The organism is Streptomyces sp. WMMB 322 (assembly GCF_900090145.1).
GTDB lineage: Bacteria > Actinomycetota > Actinomycetes > Streptomycetales > Streptomycetaceae > Streptomyces.
In genome coordinates, this window is the sequence record NZ_FMHI01000020.1 from 15,965 (window position 1) to 33,542 (window position 17,578).

14 protein-coding genes are annotated in these 17,578 nt (G+C 71.5%); 8 read left to right on the forward strand and 6 right to left on the reverse strand.

Annotated elements, in window-relative coordinates; genetic code table 11:
* Positions 1–7: 7 nt before the first annotated feature.
* Complete coding sequence (locus H180DRAFT_RS24935; protein WP_055488397.1) at positions 8–1,636, reverse strand: (2,3-dihydroxybenzoyl)adenylate synthase; 1,629 nt, start codon at positions 1,634–1,636, stop codon at positions 8–10.
* A gap of 176 nt (positions 1,637–1,812) precedes the next feature.
* On the opposite strand from H180DRAFT_RS24935, the gene H180DRAFT_RS24940 reads away from it, so the two are divergent.
* Genes H180DRAFT_RS24940 through H180DRAFT_RS24950 form a run of 3 tightly spaced genes read left to right on the forward strand, consistent with a single transcriptional unit; the run spans position 1,813 to position 4,714 of the window.
* Positions 1,813–3,471 carry an AMP-binding protein gene (locus H180DRAFT_RS24940; RefSeq protein WP_055488398.1) on the forward strand — a complete coding sequence of 553 codons (1,659 nt, stop codon included), beginning with the start codon at positions 1,813–1,815 and terminating at the stop codon, positions 3,469–3,471.
* A gap of 24 nt (positions 3,472–3,495) precedes the next feature.
* Entirely contained in the window at positions 3,496–3,774 is a 279-nt protein-coding gene (locus H180DRAFT_RS24945; protein ID WP_055488399.1) for a phosphopantetheine-binding protein, read from the forward strand.
* Between the two features lie 58 nt (positions 3,775–3,832).
* Positions 3,833–4,714, forward strand: coding sequence for an alpha/beta fold hydrolase (locus H180DRAFT_RS24950; RefSeq protein ID WP_055488400.1), 882 nt, complete (start codon positions 3,833–3,835; stop codon positions 4,712–4,714).
* Between the two features lie 70 nt (positions 4,715–4,784).
* Here H180DRAFT_RS24950 and H180DRAFT_RS24955 read toward each other — a convergent pair whose 3' ends face one another.
* Both H180DRAFT_RS24955 and H180DRAFT_RS24960 read right to left on the reverse strand, forming a co-directional pair.
* Positions 4,785–5,981, reverse strand: coding sequence for a class I SAM-dependent methyltransferase (locus H180DRAFT_RS24955; protein ID WP_254666176.1), 1,197 nt, complete (start codon positions 5,979–5,981; stop codon positions 4,785–4,787).
* A 46-nt stretch (positions 5,982–6,027) separates the two neighbouring features.
* The gene (locus H180DRAFT_RS24960) at positions 6,028–6,378 is read right to left on the reverse strand and encodes a VOC family protein (protein ID WP_175437823.1); all 351 of its coding nucleotides are present in this window, start codon (positions 6,376–6,378) and stop codon (positions 6,028–6,030) included.
* Between the two features lie 167 nt (positions 6,379–6,545).
* Between H180DRAFT_RS24960 and H180DRAFT_RS24965 the strand changes: the two genes are divergently transcribed.
* Entirely contained in the window at positions 6,546–7,925 is a 1,380-nt protein-coding gene (locus tag H180DRAFT_RS24965; protein WP_055488403.1) for an FAD-binding oxidoreductase, read from the forward strand.
* A 74-nt stretch (positions 7,926–7,999) separates the two neighbouring features.
* Here the strand turns inward: H180DRAFT_RS24965 and H180DRAFT_RS24970 are convergent, their stop codons facing one another.
* On the reverse strand, positions 8,000–8,380 hold the full coding sequence (locus H180DRAFT_RS24970) for a VOC family protein (protein ID WP_074466984.1): 381 nt from the start codon (positions 8,378–8,380) through the stop codon (positions 8,000–8,002).
* 150 nt (positions 8,381–8,530) lie between these two features.
* Between H180DRAFT_RS24970 and H180DRAFT_RS24975 the strand changes: the two genes are divergently transcribed.
* Positions 8,531–8,914, forward strand: a complete 384-nt coding sequence (locus tag H180DRAFT_RS24975; RefSeq protein ID WP_055488404.1) for a VOC family protein — start codon at positions 8,531–8,533, stop codon at positions 8,912–8,914.
* 104 nt (positions 8,915–9,018) lie between these two features.
* Here H180DRAFT_RS24975 and H180DRAFT_RS24980 read toward each other — a convergent pair whose 3' ends face one another.
* Together H180DRAFT_RS24980 and H180DRAFT_RS24985 are read right to left on the reverse strand one after the other, a co-directional pair.
* Positions 9,019–10,245 carry an FAD-dependent oxidoreductase gene (locus H180DRAFT_RS24980; RefSeq protein WP_368073146.1) on the reverse strand — a complete coding sequence of 409 codons (1,227 nt, stop codon included), beginning with the start codon at positions 10,243–10,245 and terminating at the stop codon, positions 9,019–9,021.
* A gap of 113 nt (positions 10,246–10,358) precedes the next feature.
* Positions 10,359–11,255 (reverse strand): universal stress protein, encoded by an 897-nt coding sequence (locus tag H180DRAFT_RS24985; RefSeq protein WP_254666178.1) that lies wholly within the window; start codon positions 11,253–11,255, stop codon positions 10,359–10,361.
* A 463-nt stretch (positions 11,256–11,718) separates the two neighbouring features.
* On the opposite strand from H180DRAFT_RS24985, the gene H180DRAFT_RS24990 reads away from it, so the two are divergent.
* The 3 genes from H180DRAFT_RS24990 to H180DRAFT_RS25000 all read left to right on the forward strand — a co-directional run bounded on the left by H180DRAFT_RS24990 (position 11,719) and on the right by H180DRAFT_RS25000 (position 17,164).
* Positions 11,719–13,125: an APC family permease gene (locus H180DRAFT_RS24990; RefSeq protein WP_055488406.1), complete on the forward strand. Its 1,407-nt coding sequence runs from the start codon at positions 11,719–11,721 to the stop codon at positions 13,123–13,125.
* 240 nt (positions 13,126–13,365) lie between these two features.
* Complete coding sequence (locus H180DRAFT_RS24995) at positions 13,366–16,152, forward strand: cation-translocating P-type ATPase (protein WP_055488487.1); 2,787 nt, start codon at positions 13,366–13,368, stop codon at positions 16,150–16,152.
* Positions 16,153–16,498: 346 nt separating this feature from the next.
* Positions 16,499–17,164: a class I SAM-dependent methyltransferase gene (locus tag H180DRAFT_RS25000; RefSeq protein ID WP_074466986.1), complete on the forward strand. Its 666-nt coding sequence runs from the start codon at positions 16,499–16,501 to the stop codon at positions 17,162–17,164.
* Positions 17,165–17,578: the final 414 nt, after the last annotated feature.

The following is a 17,578-nucleotide window of genomic DNA, read 5'->3' on the forward strand; positions in this document are numbered from 1 at the left end:
TCTCCTCTCAGGAGACGGCGCCGGACGCGTCCGCCCGCAGGACGGTCTTGTCGATCTTGCCGACGGGGGTGCGGGGCAGATCCTTCACCGGCCGCACCTCGTCGGGGAGTTTGAAGACCGCCAGTCCCCGCGCGGTCAGATGCCGCTTGAGGTCGGTGAGGCTGACCGTGTCGTCACCGGCCGGCACGATGTAGGCCACGGCGGCCTCGCCGAGTGCCGCGTCGGGACGGCCCACGACGGCCGCCTCGCTGATGGCCTCGTGGCCGCGCAGATGGAACTCGACCTCCTCGGCGGACACCTTCTCGCCGCCGCGGTTGATGATGTCCTTCACGCGCCCGGCGACGACCAGGTTGCCGCCGGGCGTCAGCCTGGCGAGGTCCCCGGTGCGGAAGAACCCGTCGCCGGTGAAGGCGGCGCGGTTCGCCTCGGGGGCGTTCCAGTAGCCGCGGATCGTGTACGGGCCCCGTGTGAGCAGTTCGCCGACATCACCGGGCGGTACATCGTGCAACTCCTCGTCCACGATGCGGATCTCGTCGTACTCGGACAGCGGCCTGCCCTCCGTGCCGTGTATGACGTCCTCGGGGTCGTCGAGACGGGTGTAGGTCAGCAGGCCCTCGCCGATGCCGAACCAGTTGCTGATGCGGCAGCCCAGCGCCCGCTGGGTGCGTCCCGCGGTCTCCGCGTCGAACTTCGAACTGCCCACTTGGAGAAGGACGTTGCTCATGTCGACCCGCCGCGTGGCGCTCGCCGCCGACCAGAGATTGGCCACCGCGGGCACCACGGTGGTGTGGGTGACCCCTTCCCGTTCGATCAGCGGGAAGACCTCGTCGGGTGACGGGCTCGCGGCGAACACCGCCTTGCCGCCCACGAGGAGGGCTCCCCACACGCCGGGGCATCCCAGTGCCGCGTTGTGGGCGGCCGGATTGGCGGACAGGTAGACGGAGTCGCGACCGAAGCGCAACGCCTCCGCGCAGCCGCGGATGTTGAACGCGTAGTCGTCGTGTGTGCGCGGTATCAGCTTGGGCCTGCCGGTGCTCCCGCCCGAGAGCAGCAGCAGGGCGACGCCGGAGGGGTCGACGTCGGGCAGCCCGGTGCTCCCGCCGGAGGCCGCCGAGCCCGCCCCGGCCTCCCGGACGGCCTCGAGAGCGGTGAACTCCTGGGCGTCTCCGTGGATCACACAGATGAGGCCGGGCGACGCCGCACGCAGATGACGGGCGAGGGCCCGGTAGTCGAAGCCGTGGAAGCGGTCGACCGTCAAATAGCCGACGGCCTCCGAGGCCTCCACGAGATGCTCGACCTCGGTGCGGCGATGGCCGGGCAGGGCCAGCACCGGAATGATCCCGGCCCGCAGCATCGCAACCGTCACGGTGAGGAACTCGACGATGTTCGGCAACTGCACCACCACGCGGTCGCCGGGACGAAGGCCCAGGCCGAGCAGGCCGTGAGCTGTCTCGTCCGCTTCGGCACGAACCTGGGCGTGGGTGATCCTCCTGCGGCGGTCCACCCCGGCGATCGCGTCGGGGTCCGTATCGGCCACGGCGGTCAGCGCGGTCCCCAGGGGGACGCCCTGCCAGAGGCCCGCCTTCCGATAGCGCTCGGCATCCTGTTCCGGCCACGGTGTGAACTTCTCGGTCATCCGGCCAGTCTCGAGGAGTACGAGGAGGCGGGCGGGCCCAGCAACAGAGCTGTGAAAGAGACGGCCGGTGCCGTGTGCCGGTCTCGTACTGTCCCAGATGACCGGCTGCGGGAGACCCTGCCGGCAGTCACCGGAGGCGGTGGCTCTTCCGTGCGTCGTCGACCAGGAGGCAGCGAATGACCGGGACCGGCACCCATCCGCTGGCGTGGCTGGAGCAGCCGCGCGTGGATGCCGCCGTGGAGGTCTTCGACGCCGAGTCGGCCGCCCGCACCCCGTACCCCGACCTCGCCGCGCGCGCGGCGGGCATCGCCGGCGGCCTCGTCGCCCGCGGCGTACCTGCCGGTTCCGTGGTGCCCCTGCTCTGCCGTACGGGCACGGACCTGATCGCCGGCTTCTACGGAATCCAGGCCGCCGGCTGCGCCGTCTCCGTGCTCGCCCCGCCCACCCGGATGTCCGGCGACGCGCACCGCGAGCGCACACGGCAGGTGCTGGACGCGCTCGACGCCGAGGTGGCCGTCGTCGACGAGGACCACGAGCCGTATGCGCGGCAGTTGGTGACCGAGGCCGGCTTCGCCTCACGCAGGACCGTGCGGCTGCTGCCGATCGGCGATCTGGCGTCCTGCGACCCCGCGCGCCGTGTCCCCCCGGAGCTGGCGCTCGTCCAGTTCACCTCGGGCAGTTCGGGCCGGCCGCGCGGTGTGCGGATCTCGCACGCGGCGCTGGCGGCCAACGTCGCGGCGATCCGCGACTGGGAGTGCGCCACCGAGCGCGACGCATGGTGCTCCTGGCTGCCGATGCACCACGACATGGGCCTGATCGGCTGCATGGTCGTCCCGGTGTCGGGCGGCAACAACGACCTCGCCGTGTGCGCCCCCGAGACCTTCCTCCGCCATCCGCTGTCCTATCTGCGCCGCTTCGACCGCGGCGGCGCCACTGTCACCGCGACCCCCGCCTTCGGGCTCAAGCGCATCGTCGACAGGGTCCGCCCCGAGCAGCTCGACGGACTGGACTTCGCGGGATGGCGCGCCGTGATCGTGGGCGCCGAGCGGATCGATCCGGCGGTCGTGCGGTCGTTCACCGAGCTGCTGGCCGGCCACGGTCTCGCGCCGGAGGCGCTGACTCCGGCCTACGGGCTCGCCGAGAGCACGCTCGCGGTGACGGGGGTGCCGGTGCACCGGCGTGCCGCCGCCGTACGGATCCGCCGGCACGAACTGGCCGTCGGCGCCCCGGTGCGCACCGACGTCGACGGCGTGGATCCCGGCGGGATCGCCGACGTGATCAGTTGCGGGCGCCCGCTCGCGGGTCTGGACGTCCGGCTGGTCGGCCAGGAGAACGAGCCGGTGCCCGAGGGGCACCTCGGAGAGCTGGTGGTGACCGGCACCTCGCTGGCCGACGGTTACCTGGACGGCGCACCCGCGGGCGGCACCGGCTTCTGCGAGGACGGCCTGCACACCCGCGATGTGGCGTTCGAACGGGACGGAGAGCTGTATGTGCTCGGCCGGCTCGGCGACGGCGTCAAGGTCAACGCCCGGTTCCTCTTCGCCGAGGACGTCGAGATGCTGCTCGGGCGTGCCGGCCTGGACCTCAACCGCACCTGCGTGGTGCTCGGGGAGATCGTCTCGCGGGCCCATGCGTACGCCGTCCTCGAAGACCTCGACGCCGAGTGCGCACAGATCGCCGAGCGGGTGCTGAGTACGGCCTGCCCCGGCATCGAGCGGCACGTCGCCCGCGTCCCCCGCGGGGCCATTCCCCGCACCACGAGTGGCAAGACCCGGCGCCGGGAGCTGTGGCTCACGCTCAACCGCCACGCCGCACAGGCGACGCAACCATCCTGATGAGGCCGAGAACGGAGAAGGCTTATGCGTTACACGGCGGCGGAGGTCAGGGAGACCGTGCTGGGGATCATCCAGCAACTCGCCCCCGAGCCGGAGCGGTTCGATCCGGCGAAGGACCTGCACATGGTCGACGATCTCGGCTTCCACTCACTGGCCCTGCTCGAGTTGGCCTTCGCCATCGAGGACGACTTCGACCTGCCGCCGATCGACGAGGAGACGGGACGCGGCATCCAGACCACCGAGCAGGTGCTGGAGTACGTCCTGGGCCAGCTCACCGAGCAGGACCAGCTCGTCTCCTCCTGAACGGCGCCGCGCGGCGTCGCCGACCGAAGTCCTGGAGCGGGATACCACGGAGGACCTCATGAAGATCACACTGCCCACCGACGTCACCTTGAGCTACGACATCTACGGCCCGGACGACGGGCCGGTGGTCGTGCTCGTCCCCGGGCAGCACCAGGCGTCTCTCTTCGAGGACGTGCAGGTGCCGCATCTGACGAAGGCGGGCTACCGGGTGGTGACCTTCGACCTCCGCGGCGTCGCCCCCTCGGAGGAGACGCCGCCGCCCTACACCGTCGAAATGCTCGGCGCGGACCTGGCAGCCTTCAACGAGGCGCTCGGACTCGGCAGGTGCACGTACGTCGGGTACTCGGTCGGCGCGATGATTCTGCTCGAATTCGCCATGAAGCGGCCCGACCTGGTGGAGCGTGCGGCGCTCATCGGCGTGCCGTGGAAGGCCAGCAAGCTCCAGGAGGCCATCCAGGCCGAGGCCGTGACCCGGCTCAACTCCGACCAGAAGATCCCTGCCCTCCTGGAAGGCGTCTACCGCGCGATGTATCTCTTCGGCCCGCGGGCGCTCAACCGCGACGCCTTCATCGCGCCCTTCCTGGAGGGCCTCCAGGGATGGGCCGAGTCCGGCGGGCACGGCGCGATCGGCCACGCGGAGGCCGCCCGGCGGTTCCGGCCGTCCGAGGACGAGGTCGCCAAGGTGACGGTGCCGCTTCTGATCGTCGGCATGGAGCACGACATCGTCGCGCCGCGGCACTTCGCGCGCGAGCTGGCCCGGCTGATCCCGACGGCCGAGTACACCGAGATCCGCAACAGCGGGCACGCGTCACTGCTGGAGAAGCCGACCGAGGTCAACAACCTGGTGGGCGAGTACCTGCGCAGCGGCAAGGTGGGCACGCCCCGCGGCACCGCCCACGTCCGGAAGGAGGAGGACGCCGAAGCGGGCACCACGGCCTGAACGGGCTCCCGGCCCATCCCTCACAACGGAGCGGCTCCGAGCCGGCCCCCGCCGGCTCGGAGCCGCTTCCTCATGCCGCCCGCAGCCGGTAGAGCCGGTAGAAGAGGTGACCGACGTCGATCACCTCGGCCTCCAGACCCGCCTCACGTGCATAGGCACGCACGGTGTCCGGGCGCATGACGGTGCCGGTCGCCGCGGATGGGGTGTCGCTCATGCCGACCGGGAGGCAGTGCAGAACGCTGACGGCGTAGTGGAAGCGCTCGGTGTCGTCGGGTTCGGCGGTGAACCGCTCGGCGACCGAGGGCTCCATCAGCAGGACGGCGCCGCCCGGGGCCAACATCTCCCGGCAGGCGCGCAGCACTTCGACGGGGCGCGACATGTCGTGCAGTGCGTCGAAGACGCATACGAGCAGGCTGCCCTCCCCGGCGCCGGCGGCCCCGGGGCCGTCGGCGCCGCGCCCGGAGCCGGCGGCATCGCCGCTGCCGAAGCTGACCCGGTCGCCGAGGTCGGTCTCGGCCAGGCGCCGGCGGGCGGCGTCGACCGAGGCGGGGTCGAGGTCGACGCCGTGCACCCGGGCGAGTGGGAAGGCGCGGGCCAGCTCCAGGGTGGACAGGCCCGAACCGCAGGCGACGTCCGTGATCGCGGCGCCCGGCACATGCAGCCGCGCTTCGATGTCGGGCAGGTGCCGGGAGATCCAGCCGGCCAACTGGTGCTGGAACACGCCGCGGTTGAGATTCGCCTGGCCGTCGCGCATGGCCCGGCCGTAGGCGGACGGAGCCAGGCCCTCCCGGTTCCGGTAGGCCGCGACGAGCTGCGGGAGTACGGAGGCCATGCCGCCGATCGGCATCACGACCAGCGGTGCGATCCAGTTCGGGCTGTCGGGGTCGAGGAGCGCCTCGGCGTGCTCGGGGGGAAGCGTGAAGCGGCGCTGTTCCGGGGCCTGTTCGGGGTCCTCGACCTGGAGGATGCCCGCACTCGCCTGCTGCTCCAGCCACTCGCGGGCCATGCGTTCGTCGAGGCCCGCGCGGCGGGCGAGTTCGGCCGCCGTGGCCGGGCCGGAGTCGGCCAGTGCGTGATAGGCGCCGATCTCCAGCCCGAGGTAGCAGGTCATCAGCTCGGCGGCGGCCAGCCCGGCGCCGAAGAACCTGACGGAGAAGCTCTGCGGACTCCTGCGGGTGGCGGGCGGCCCGCCGCCCGCCACCCGGGGGCGCGGGAGCGGTCCGCGTCCCGTGGGCACGGCCTGACGTCGGGGCGGGGGAGCCGCCACGGCTACCTCCTCGGTTCCTCCCGCAAGGCGGGCGGGCTCGGTGGGCTCAGAGATGTGTGAGCACGTTGATCACATTGCCGTCGCGGTCCCTGAAGAAGAACCGGCGTACGCCCCACTCCTCGTCCTGGAGCTCGTGCACGATCTCCATGCCGGCGTCCTGTGCCGCCCTGTGCGCGGCCTCGACGTCGTCGACTTCGATGGAGGCGTTCATGTTGACGGGGCCGGTGCGGTCCCGGGTGATCAGGCCGAACTGGACTGACGGGTTCTCCGGCGAGGCCACGATGGCGATCCAGCCGTGGTTCATGACCACTTCCATGCCGAACACCCGCACATAGGTGTCGACGGCGGTCTCCAGGTCACTGACCGTGAGTGCGGCCATCACACGACGTACATCCATCACGGCATGCTAGCCGCGTCTCCGCGCGGGCCCCCGTGGGCCTGTCGGCACTCTTTCACCGGCGCGCCGCACCCGCCCGTGACGGACTACGTTCACGGCAACGGACGCGGGAACGCGCCTGGTCCCTGCGTTCCACTGTTGCTCACACCCACTTGAGGAGAACCGACGTGGTACTCGTGAACACGGCCGGAACCACCGTCAAAGATGCCACGCTTGAGCAACTGCGCGGCGCCATCCGCGGCGAGGTGATCGAGCCCAACGACCCGACGTACGACGAGCGCAAGCTGATCTGGAACGGGTACTTCCAGAAGAGCCCGGGTGCCGTCGTCCGCGTGGACGGCGCTTCGGACGTCATCAAGGTCGTGAAGTTCGCCCGCGAGAACGAGATCGAACTGGCCATCAAGGGCGGCGGCCACTGCTTCGCAGGCTCGGGCACCACCGAGGGCGGCCTGCTGCTGGACACCTCCAACCTGCGCGGCATACACGTTGATCCGCACCGCCGGCGCATGGTGGTCCAACCCGGGCTGCTGCAGGGGGACGTCGACGCGGAGACACAGAGCTTCGGTCTCGCCGTCACCGGCTCGCAGGAGTCCTACATCGGCATCGGAGGCGTGGCGCTCGGTGGTGGCCTGGGCTGGCTGGCCCGCTATCGCGGCCTGCTCGTCGACAACCTGATCTCGGCCGACGTCGTCCTCGCCGACGGCTCGCTGGTGCGGGCCAGCCCCGAGGACGACGCGGATCTGTTCTGGGCGATCCGGGGCGGCGGCGGCAACTACGGCATTGTCACCAGGTTCGAGTTCAAGCTCTACCCCCAGGGCGAGTGCGCGGCCGGAATCCTGGGCTTCCCGATCGACCAGACGGTCCAAGTGACCAGCCGCATCGACGAGTTCAACAAGACCGCACCGAACGCGCTCACCACGTCGTTCGCCTTCCTGGTCGCTCCCAACGGTGAACACGCCGTCGGCATGGGCTTCATGCACGCCGCCCCCGACGACAGCACCGAGGGCCTGATCGAGGAGATGCGGGGCCTCGGTTCGCGTCTGGTGCTCGACCACTGCGGCGTGATGCCCTATGTGGCCGTCCAGCGGCTGCTCGACGAGAACACGGTCGCCGGACACCGCTACTACCCGCGCTCGTTCCTCCTGCCGGAGCTGCACCCCGAGGCGATGCAGATCCTGGCTGACGGGTTCGTCAACACACCTTCGCAGCGCAGCCTGGTCGGCGGCGCCCAGATGGGCGGAGCGATGCTGGACGTCTCGCCGGAGGCGACCCCGTTCCCCCACCGCGACGGCTATCTGACGAGCATCCTGCCCTCCTGGACGGACCCGGCGAAGGACGAAGAGTCCGTGGAGTGGACGGAGCGCGTCTACACCGAGCTGCTGCCTTACACGGTGGAGGGCGTCTACGCCAACCATCTCGGAACGGACGCCGACGAGCGGGTCCGCGAGGCGTACGGGAAGAACTACAAGCGCCTGGCTGAGCTGAAGCAGGTCTACGACCCGGACAACTTCTTCCACCGCAACGTCAACATCAAGCCCGGGAGCTGAGCCCGCTGCGCCTGCGGCCCCGCGCCCGGAGAACCGGGTGCGGGGCCGCAGGCGATGCCGCAGGCGCGAGATGCTCAGCTCATCGGAGTCTGGACCAGCCACTCGTGGCCGAAGGGGTCCCTGACCCGGCCGGCTCGGGCGCCGTACTCGCGGTCGGCCACCTCGAAGACGTAGTCGCCGCCCGCTTTCACCATGGCGCCGGCGACGCTGTCAGGGTCCTCGACGGTGAGCTGGAGGAGGACGCCCGGCCTGCCCAGGCTGAGCGGGTCCTGGTCGACCGAGTCGGCGTCCTTGACTTGCACGGCCGAAGGCCCGACCCGCACCACGGAATGCACGATCCGGCCCTCGGCCTCGTGCCGGTCCTCGACCTGCGCGCTCAGGGTCCGCGTGTAGTAGTCGAGTGCTTTGCGTGCGTCGTTGACAACGAGCTTGGGAGTTACCGCGTGGACCGTCATGCCGGAATTCTAGTGCGGCGCCGTCCGGTTGACGGGGAGTCGGAAAGGAGTGCGGCACAAGGTGTCATGCCTGACACGGCGTGACAGATCCCCGGCAGATGTCGCGCCTTTCACGCTTCCGCCCCGCGGCGCGTGACTAGCATGACGGCCATGCAGATGCTTCCTCGCCTGATCGTTCCCGACCCCGACCGTGCCTCGGCGTTCTACCAGGAGACACTCGGCGCCAAGCAGACCTTCCGCGCTCCGGAGGGCGACGACGGCCGTCCCAGCGTCGTCTTCCACGACCTCGGTGAGCAGTCCTTCCGGGTCTCGCCGGCGGTGTCGGAGTGGGGCTGGCTCTCGCCCGACGACATCGGCGGTTCCGCGGTCCTCCTCGAGGTCGTCGCAGACGACCCCGACGCCGTGGGCAAGCGCATGGTGGACCAGGGCGCCGAGGTGGTCGTGCCGATCGAGAACCGGCCCTACGGCATGCGCTCGGGCCGCATCCGTGACCCGTTCGGCCATCTGTGGATTCTCACCGGCGACCTTCGCTGAGGCGACGCCGTGCCGAGCCGGCCCCTGCCGGCCCGGCTCATCCCGGCGCCCGCGCCGGGTCCTCGGCCGGCGCGCGCTGAGCGCCGGCCGGGGAAGTGCACCGCTCAAGCGATCTGGCCGGCCGGCGGCCAGGGCTGCAACCGGTAGCCGAAGCCCTGCTCGCTCCTCTTGATCGCCGACCTGACCGCAACAGGCAGGATGAGGTCGCGCATCGTCCGCTGCCACCAGTGCCGCGGGGCCATGAACGCTCCCATGCGCTGGGCCTGCTTGTTCATCTCCTTGGTGCGGGCGCTGCGGTCGGCCTGGAAGGCGGCGAAGGCGGCGGCCGCGTCGGGCTGCCGCCGCAGCGTGGCAGTCAGCTCGTAGGCGTCCTCCAGAGCCAGCGTCGCCCCCACCCCCAAGTGCGGCTGGATGGCGTGCGCGGCATCGCCGATCACCACTGCAGTGCCCCGGTGCCACTGTTCCAATTGCTGCACCTCGTACACCGGCCAGCGCCACACCTCCCCCGCCGAGGCCTTGATGACCTCGCTCACCACCCCGGGGTCGGTGCGATGCCGCTCGACGAGGGAGCCGACCCACTCGGCGTTGCTGAGCCGGGCGAGCTCGGCCATCGTCCGTTCCTCGTACTCGTAGTGGTTCTCGAACCAGAGGATCGTGCCGGGGCGGATGGTCTGGTAGCCGAAGAAGCCGTGCAGCCCGAAGGTCATGTGGAAGAGACCGTCGACCTTGAACTGCTCGCCGACCTCGGAGAGACCACCGGACCCGACGACGCCGGCGTAGCTCGCCCCCGGGGCCTGCGGCAGGGCGAGACGGCGGACGTCGGAGTGGACGCCGTCGCAGCCTATGACGATGCCGGCCTCGGCGGAGGAGTCGTCGGCGAAGCCCAACTCCCAGCTGCCGTCGGGCCGTTCGGTCAACGCGTCCAGCCGCTTCTCGGTGAACAGCTGCACGCCCTCGGCGACTGCCGCCTCACGAAGCGCCGCGCTGAGCTCTCCGCGCATGATGTTGGTGGTGGTCTCGGGGTTCTTGGCGAGCCAGCGTCCCTTGTGGTTCTGGAACGTGATCCCGGTGCAGATCGTCCCGCTCTTGAGCGCCCGGTCGGCGATTCCCAGCGTCTCCAGCACCTTGCGTCCGAGCGGTGCCAGGTTGAAGAACGAGCCCACGTCCTGGACCCGGCGTGCGTATGCCTCGTAGAGCTTCACCTCGTATCCCGAGCGGGCGAGCCCGATCGCTACCGTCGGTCCGGCCACCCCTCCTCCTACGACGGCTACGTTCCGGTCGGTCCTAGCTCCACTCACGTCGGACTCCTCTCGCGGCGGACGCGTCAGCACAGGGCGGCGAACGCCCTCACCGTAGGAAACCGCGCGATCTGCGACCGGACTGATGTCGTGAATCTGTCGCGGGGCGCGCGGAGCGCCGCCGGAGCGGGTGCCGGCCGCGCACCTCAGTGGCTGCGGGCGCCCGCCGGCACGACGATGACCGGGCACTGCGCATGGTGCACGGCCCCCTGGCTGACGGAGCCCAGGAGCATCCCCGCGAATCCCCCGTGACCGCGCGTGCCGACGACGAGGCCGAGGGCGTGTGCCGACTCCCTCGTGAGGACGTCCACCGGGTGTCCGCCGAGGACTTCGTGGTAGACGCCGACATCGGGGTCGGCGGCGGTGCGTCCGGCCACCGTCTCGGAGAGCAGCGCACGGCTCTCCTGTACGGCGGCGTCGTCGTCATCGCCTCCACGCCGGGACGGATGCCGCACGTACAGCGCCCGCAGGTCGGCACCGCGCAGTGAGGCCTCCTTGAAGGCGAAGTCGACGGCCGCGCCCGAGTCACTGCTGCCGTCCACACCCACGACGAAGTACGGCGGACGCGTGGTGACGTGCTCCGCCTCCCGTACGACGACCACCGGGCACGGTGCGTCGGCGAGGACGGGCAGGACGACCGAGGACGAGCTGAAGAGGGCCTTCCGTTCGCTCAGCCCCCAGGAGCCCAGGACGACGAAGGCGGCATCCTCGGCCTGCTGACGCATCACCCAGGCCGCCTCGCCCTCGGCGAGCACCGTCGAGACCCCCACCCCCGGCCGTCGTTGTGCGGCGAAGGCGGCGGCCTGCTCCAGCGCACCCTCACCCCGCGCACGCAGCAGCGCGTCCCGCTCCTGCCGCAGGTCGCCGGATTCCGCGGAGCGCAGCGTCGCGGCCGGTGAACCCCAGGCATGCACCAGCCGCAGCGGGATGCCGCGCCGGTCCGCCTCGTCGACGGCCCATGCGAGTGCGAGCCTTCTGCCCGGATCGGCCTCCACTCCGGCGACTGCCGGCGGCACGTGCGGAGGTTCGTGCGTGCTCGTCACCGTTGCCTCCGGAGGGTCGCGGGAGATTTGCCGGCCGCGCGTACCCGCAGTGTGCGCCGTGCACCGCGGGCCCGCTCGCCGGGACCGGCCGGGCGCGGGTTCGGACGGGCGCAGGACCGGACGGGCGCAGGACCGGACGGGCGCGGGGCCGGACGGGCGCGGGACCTGGGTGTCCCGTGAGCGGATCAGCACGGTCGAACGGGGACCACCAGCAGCCGGTGCGCACGTCTCCGCGGAGGGTGCGCCGGCCCGGCCGAGCCGCATCCCGGGCCGGCCCGGCAGGTCCGTTGGGCCGCACATGCCGGGATCAGTCACACAGCTACCTGGCTGACCTGGGGTTTCATCAATCTGGATAGGTATGCGGTGCAACTTGTACATCCTGATTGTGGTGCCCATGTCCCCACGCCCGGTCCACTGCTGTCCCTCCCCCACGCCGCGAGCCCCCGAGAGACAGGATCGGCGAATGACGGACGACAACGGCGGATTCCTCCGCGTGCTCGGCAGAGGAGATGTTCTGGCACTGGCCTTCGGGGCCATGATCGGTTTCGGGTGGGTCGTTCTCACCAGCGATTTCATCAGCGACGCGGGGCCGGTGGGCGCGGCGATCGCCTTCGCCGTGGGCGGCGTGGTCGTCACGCTCGTCGGGCTCACGTACGCGGAGCTGGTCTCGGCGATGCCGCACGCGGGCGGCGAGCACCACTACGCGTTGCGCTCGCTCGGGGGACGGGGCGCCTTCCTGGCCTCCTGGGCCATGGTCCTCGGCTATGTGTCGGTCGCCGCGTTCGAAGCTGTCGCGCTGCCCCACAGCCTGGTCAACCTCTTCCCCGACATGCTCGTGGGCCACATGTGGACGATCGCCGACTACGACGTCTACGCGAGCTGGGTCGCCGTCGGCGTGATCGCTGCGATCGCCATCACGGCCGTGAACTACATCGGCATACGTCCGGCGGCGGTCTTCCAGACCATCGCGGTGCTCTTCCTGCTCTGTGCTGGCGCCGCGCTGCTCGCCGGAGCCTTCATGGGCGGTTCGACCGACACCATGGAGCCGATGACCGGCGGGGGCATGGACGGGATCTTCACGGTGCTGGTCGCCGTGCCCTTCCTCTTCGTCGGCTTCGACGTGATTCCGCAGTCGGCCGGTGAGATCAAGCTCCCGTACCGCCAGGTGGGCAAGCTCCTGGTGATCTCCGTGCTCTGCGCAACCGCGTGGTACATCATGATCATGCTGACCGTGGGTTCCGGGCTCAGCGCCTCCGCCCTCGCCGACTCCAACGTCGCCGCCGCCGAAGCCATGGCCGCCCTGTGGAACAACGAGACCATGGGCGACGTCCTGGTCATCGGTGGCATCGCCGGCATCCTGACGAGCTGGAACGCCTTCCTCATCGGCGGCAGCCGGCTGCTGTACGCCATGGCCGAGTCCCGCATGATCCCCGCCTGGTTCGGCAAGGTGCACCCGAAGTACCGCACCCCGGGCAATGCAGTGCTCTTCGTCGGGGCCCTCTCGGTGGTGGCCCCGTTCTTCGGACGGCCGATGCTGGTCTGGCTGGTCGACGCGGGCGGCATCAACATCGTCGTCGCCTACGTCGTCGTGGTGCTGTCGTTCCTCGTGCTGCGCCGCCGGGAGCCGGGCATGGAGCGGCCGTTCCGCACCCCGGCCGGGCCGGCCGTCGGTGTCGCCGCGCTGGTGCTGAGCCTGGGACTGGCCGTGCTCTACCTGCCCGGCATGCCCGCGGCCCTCGTCTGGCCCTCGGAGTGGTTGATCGTCGGCGTGTGGTGGCTGGCCGGCGCGTTCTTCATGTGGCGGCTGCCCAAGGTGACAGCGGGCGAGGACGCCGAACAGCGCCTCATCGCCGCCGTCGCCTCCCGCTGACGGCAGGGGCAGGCGCCCCTCCCGCCGCTGCCGGCCCGGACGAGGGCTACGGGCTTTCCTCGTCCTTCGGGCCGGCAGCGGCGCGGGAGCGGACGGGCGCGGGATCGGACGGACGCGCCAGGGTGACCCGGGCGACCCTGGCGGCTCCACGGGTACCGGTCTGCCAGGCGGCGCATGGACGGGCCGGTCGACGCCTCCCGCGTCCGGTCGCCGCCGGGCGGGCGCCTTCGTAGCATCGTCATGGTGAGTCCTGAGGGCGCACGCGGTGGCGCACCCCCCTTCAGCGGCCTGTCGGCCGACGAGGCGGCACGCCGCCTGAGCGAGCACGGGCCCAACAAGGTCACGGTGGAGCGCCGGACTCCCGTGTGGCGTCGCCTCGTCCGGCAGTTGCGCGATCCGCTGATCCTGGTGCTGCTGGTCGCCGCCGCCCTCACCATCGCCACCGGCGACCACACCGATGCGGCGGTGATTCTTCTCGTCGTCACCGCCAACTCGGTCGTCGGCGTGGTGCAGGAGGTGCGGGCGGACCGCGCGGTCACGGCCCTGTCCGCGATGAGCGCTCCGACGGCGCGCGTCGTGCGCGACGGGCAGGAGCGGGCCCTGCCGGCCGCACAGGTGGTGCCGGGTGATCTGGTCCTGCTCTCCGAGGGCGACATCGTGCCTGCCGACGGAACCGTGCTGGAGGCCGTGCTGCTGCTGGTGGACGAGTCCTCGCTGACCGGGGAGTCCGTGCCGGTGGACAAGGTCCCCGTCCGCGAACGGCCCGCCGGCGATCGTTCCGCGAGCGGGCAGCCCGGCGGCGAGCAGTCCGGCGGCGAGCAATCCGGGAGTGAGCGGCCAGGCACCGAACGGACCGGCAGCGAACGGACCGGCAGCGTCTCCGCGGGAACCGTCGTCGTGCGGGGCCGTGGCCGCATGGAGGTCACCGCCACCGGTCCGGACAGCGCGCTGGGGCGCATCGCGGCGCTCATGAGCACCGCCCGCGAACTCACCCCCCTCCAACGCCGGCTGGTGGGCTTCGGACGGACGCTGGCCGTCGCGACGGTTGCTCTGTGCGCGGTGGTGCTCGTGCTCGGGGTGGTGCGCGGCCAGCCCCTCGAGTTGATGATCGTCACGGCGATCAGCCTCGCCGTGGCCGCCGTGCCGGAGTCGCTGCCGGCCGTCGTCACGCTCGCCCTGGCCCTCGGAGCCCGCCGCATGGCGGACCGGCAGGCCATCGTCCGCAGGCTGCCGGCGGTGGAGACGCTGGGGTCCGTCACCGTGCTCGCCACGGACAAGACCGGCACGCTGACCGAGGGACGCATGGTCGCCGAGCGGCTGTGGACACCGGACGGCGGCTGGGCGACGGTCCTCGGCACCGGTTACGAGCCCGTCGGGCGGGTCGCACGGGACGGCACCACCTCGACCCCAGGGAACGCCCCCGATCTGGCGAAGCTGCTGGGCGGCGCCATGCTGTGCAACGACGCGGCGCTCACTCGGGACGCGGACGACAAGGTCGACAAGGCGGGCGGGGAGGCGGGCGGCGCGACGGGTGACGGGCCCGGCGACGCGGCGCTCCACAGGGCCGATGACCGGGCGGGCGGCGTCGAGTGGCAGGCGACGGGCGACCCGACCGAGGCGGCTCTCCTCGCGGCAGGAGCGAGACTCGGCCTCGACCGCGCGGAGCTGGAGCGCGAGCTGCCGCGCGTGGACGAGATCCCCTTCGAGAGCGGACGGAAGAGGATGACGACGGTGCACCGCCGTCCCGGCGGCGGGCTGCACGTCGTCTGCAAGGGCGCGCCGGAGGCGGTGCTGCTCCCCGGCGTCCTCAGCGAGGGACGGGTCCTGCGTGCGGCCGCCGACCGGTCGGAAGAGCTGGCACGGGAGGGGTACCGGGTCCTCGCCGTCGCCTCGTCGGACATCCCCGGACCGCACGAGCCCGAAGGCGGCTGGGAGTCGGGCCTGGGCCTCGACGGCGTCGTCGGCATCGTGGACCCGCCCCGCAGCGCGTCGAAGCCGGCCATCGACGCGTGCAGGGGCGCGGGCATCACGCCCGTGCTGGTCACGGGAGACCATCCGCTGACCGCGCGTGCCGTCGCGCAGCGGCTGGGCATCCCCGCCTCGCAGGACGACGTCACCACCGGCGAGGGCATCCGCAACGCCACGCCCACCGACCTGACCGGCGTGCGCGTCTACGCCCGTACCGACCCCGCGCAGAAGCTCGACATCATCGAGGCGTGGCGCGGGGCGGGGCAGGTCGTGGCGATGACAGGGGACGGCGTCAACGACGGTCCGGCACTGCGCCGGGCCGACATCGGCGTGGCCATGGGACGGCGCGGAACGGAGGTCGCACGCCAGGCGGCCGACCTCGTACTCGCCGACGACAACCCGGCCACCGTGGTGGCCGCCGTCGAGGAGGGCCGCCGCGTCTACGCCAACGTTCGCCGCTTCCTGCTCTACGGCCTCGCAGGCGGCACGGCGGAGGTTCTGGTGATGCTCGTCGGTCCGTTCCTCGGGATGCCGCTGCCGCTGCTGCCCGCTCAGATTCTGTGGATCAACCTGCTCACGCACGGGCTGCCCGGCGTCTCGCTCGGCGCGGAACCGGTGTCGCCCGACGCCATGCGGCATCCGCCCCGCCCTCCGGAGGAGAGTGTGCTGGGTGCCGGTCTGTGGCCACGGCTGTTGTTCATGGGCGCGTTCCTCACAGCGGTGACCCTGGCCGCCGGGGTGTGGGCGCGGACGAACGGCCACCCCTGGCAGTCCGTGATGTTCCTCGTCCTCGGCGCGATGCAGCTGGGCGTGGCTTTCGGCTCCCGGGCCCGGCCCGGCACCCTGGCGAACCCGTTCCTGCTGCTGTCGGTCGGTGCGGCGCTCCTCCTTCAGCTCGCCGGGATCTATCTCCCGCCGCTGCGGACTCTGCTGGGCACCGACCCGCTTCCGCCGGCGCCCCTGGCAGTCTGCTGCGCGCTGTCCGTCCTCGGGTATCTCGTCATGCGGCTGCAGGCCGGGGTGCGCCCGGAGCGGCCGCCGCACGGCGCCCGGCCGTAGGAGCTCCTCCCCTCGGTCCTGCTCCGCCTGAGCCGGACCGACCGGATCGCCCGGGGCCTCCCCGGCGGGCCTGCCCTGCCTGCCCGTCCTCCGCGGAATCGGCACGGCGGAGCCCGTTCCACGGGGTTGTGCGGCTTACGGAATCCGCTCCGGCGGCCCGAAGCCGCAGGCCGGGCCGGGTCCGCATCTCATCTGCCCCGGAGATGGCCGCCATCCGCCGATCCATGGGTACGGTGGTGCCCCCCGAGGTCGCGCCGTCCCCGCCGCAGCCCCTCGTGCCAGCCACCGAAGGCGCTGCTCACCCGGCCGGCCTCGAGCCCCTTGACGTCCCCGAGAGGCAAGAACGTTGACGAGCGAGACCGGCACGATGCTGCGCGAGTTCCTGCGATCACCCGCCGACATCGGTGCGGTGGCCCCCAGCTCCCCCAGACTCGCCGCGGCAGTCACCGCACCCATACCGGAACTGGGCGAGCCGGTCGTGGTCGAACTGGGCCCCGGCACCGGGGTGGTCACCAGCATCATCCAGGAGCAGCTGGGCGGTCGCGGGCGCCAGCTGGCCGTCGAGGCGAATCCCCGGCTGGCCGATCAGCTGCGATGGCGCTGCCGCGGGGTGGAGGTGCTCCACGCCGACGCCTCCGCGCTGCCGCAGCTTCTCGCGGAGCGCGGCCTGGCGAAGGCGGACGTGGTCGTCAGCGGCCTTCCGTGGGCCTCGTTCTCCGACGAAGTGCAGCGCGAGATCCTCGCCGGCGTGAGCCATGTCCTCGCGTCGGACGGGGCGTTCACCACGTTCGGATATGTCCATGCACTGCGGCTCGCCTCGGCGCTGCGCTTCCGGGAGTTGCTGCACACCACCTTCGAAGAGGTGGTGCCGGGCCGCACGGTTTGGCGCAATCTGCCGCCCGCGCTCGTCTACCACGCCAGGCGCCCCAGGACGACGGTGTTCCACCGGCAGGTCGTGGTGCCGGCCCGCCGCAGTCCGGACGGCGTCTCCGACGCGACGTCGGTGGGCTGAGCCCGCGCACGGCGCACGGCACACATGTACGGCCGGGTTCCCGGGAGTCTCCCGGCACCGCCGGCCGGTGTGGGAATCGCGAGGGTGTGACGGAAGATCCGTGAAGGGTCTTCCGTCACACCCTCGTTTCTCAACTACTCGCGTAGCAAGGGAAGTTGGACTAGGCCAGAGTCAGGGGCGCGGAAGCGGAACGGGCACCCCCAGAACGGGAAACGGGCATACTCCGACAGCCCCCGCAGCCCCCGCCACTGGTCAGCTGACTCGAATCCATCCTCAACTCGGGCAGAAGCAGGCAGGATTGAATGTCATCCGGACTTTTTCTCCCCCATCTCGGGCATGTAGAACTCTCCGCATGATCGGCGTCACGCTGCGTCCGGGTGCCTCGGAACCCCCGGGTGCCGTCGGACACCCCTC

Bases quoted from the DNA above. Each gene is read 5' to 3' on its own strand.
- H180DRAFT_RS24950 (WP_055488400.1), top strand. From the start codon at position 3,833: ATGAAGATCACACTGCCCACCGACGTCACCTTGAGCTACGACATCTAC.
- H180DRAFT_RS24995 (WP_055488487.1), top strand. From the start codon at position 13,366: ATGGTGAGTCCTGAGGGCGCACGCGGTGGCGCACCCCCCTTCAGCGGC.
- H180DRAFT_RS24940 (WP_055488398.1), top strand. From the start codon at position 1,813: ATGACCGGGACCGGCACCCATCCGCTGGCGTGGCTGGAGCAGCCGCGC.
- H180DRAFT_RS24975 (WP_055488404.1), top strand. From the start codon at position 8,531: ATGCAGATGCTTCCTCGCCTGATCGTTCCCGACCCCGACCGTGCCTCG.
- H180DRAFT_RS24960 (WP_175437823.1), bottom strand. From the start codon at position 6,378: ATGGATGTACGTCGTGTGATGGCCGCACTCACGGTCAGTGACCTGGAG.
- H180DRAFT_RS24935 (WP_055488397.1), bottom strand. From the start codon at position 1,636: ATGACCGAGAAGTTCACACCGTGGCCGGAACAGGATGCCGAGCGCTAT.
- H180DRAFT_RS24970 (WP_074466984.1), bottom strand. From the start codon at position 8,380: ATGACGGTCCACGCGGTAACTCCCAAGCTCGTTGTCAACGACGCACGC.
- H180DRAFT_RS24945 (WP_055488399.1), top strand. From the start codon at position 3,496: ATGCGTTACACGGCGGCGGAGGTCAGGGAGACCGTGCTGGGGATCATC.
- H180DRAFT_RS24990 (WP_055488406.1), top strand. From the start codon at position 11,719: ATGACGGACGACAACGGCGGATTCCTCCGCGTGCTCGGCAGAGGAGAT.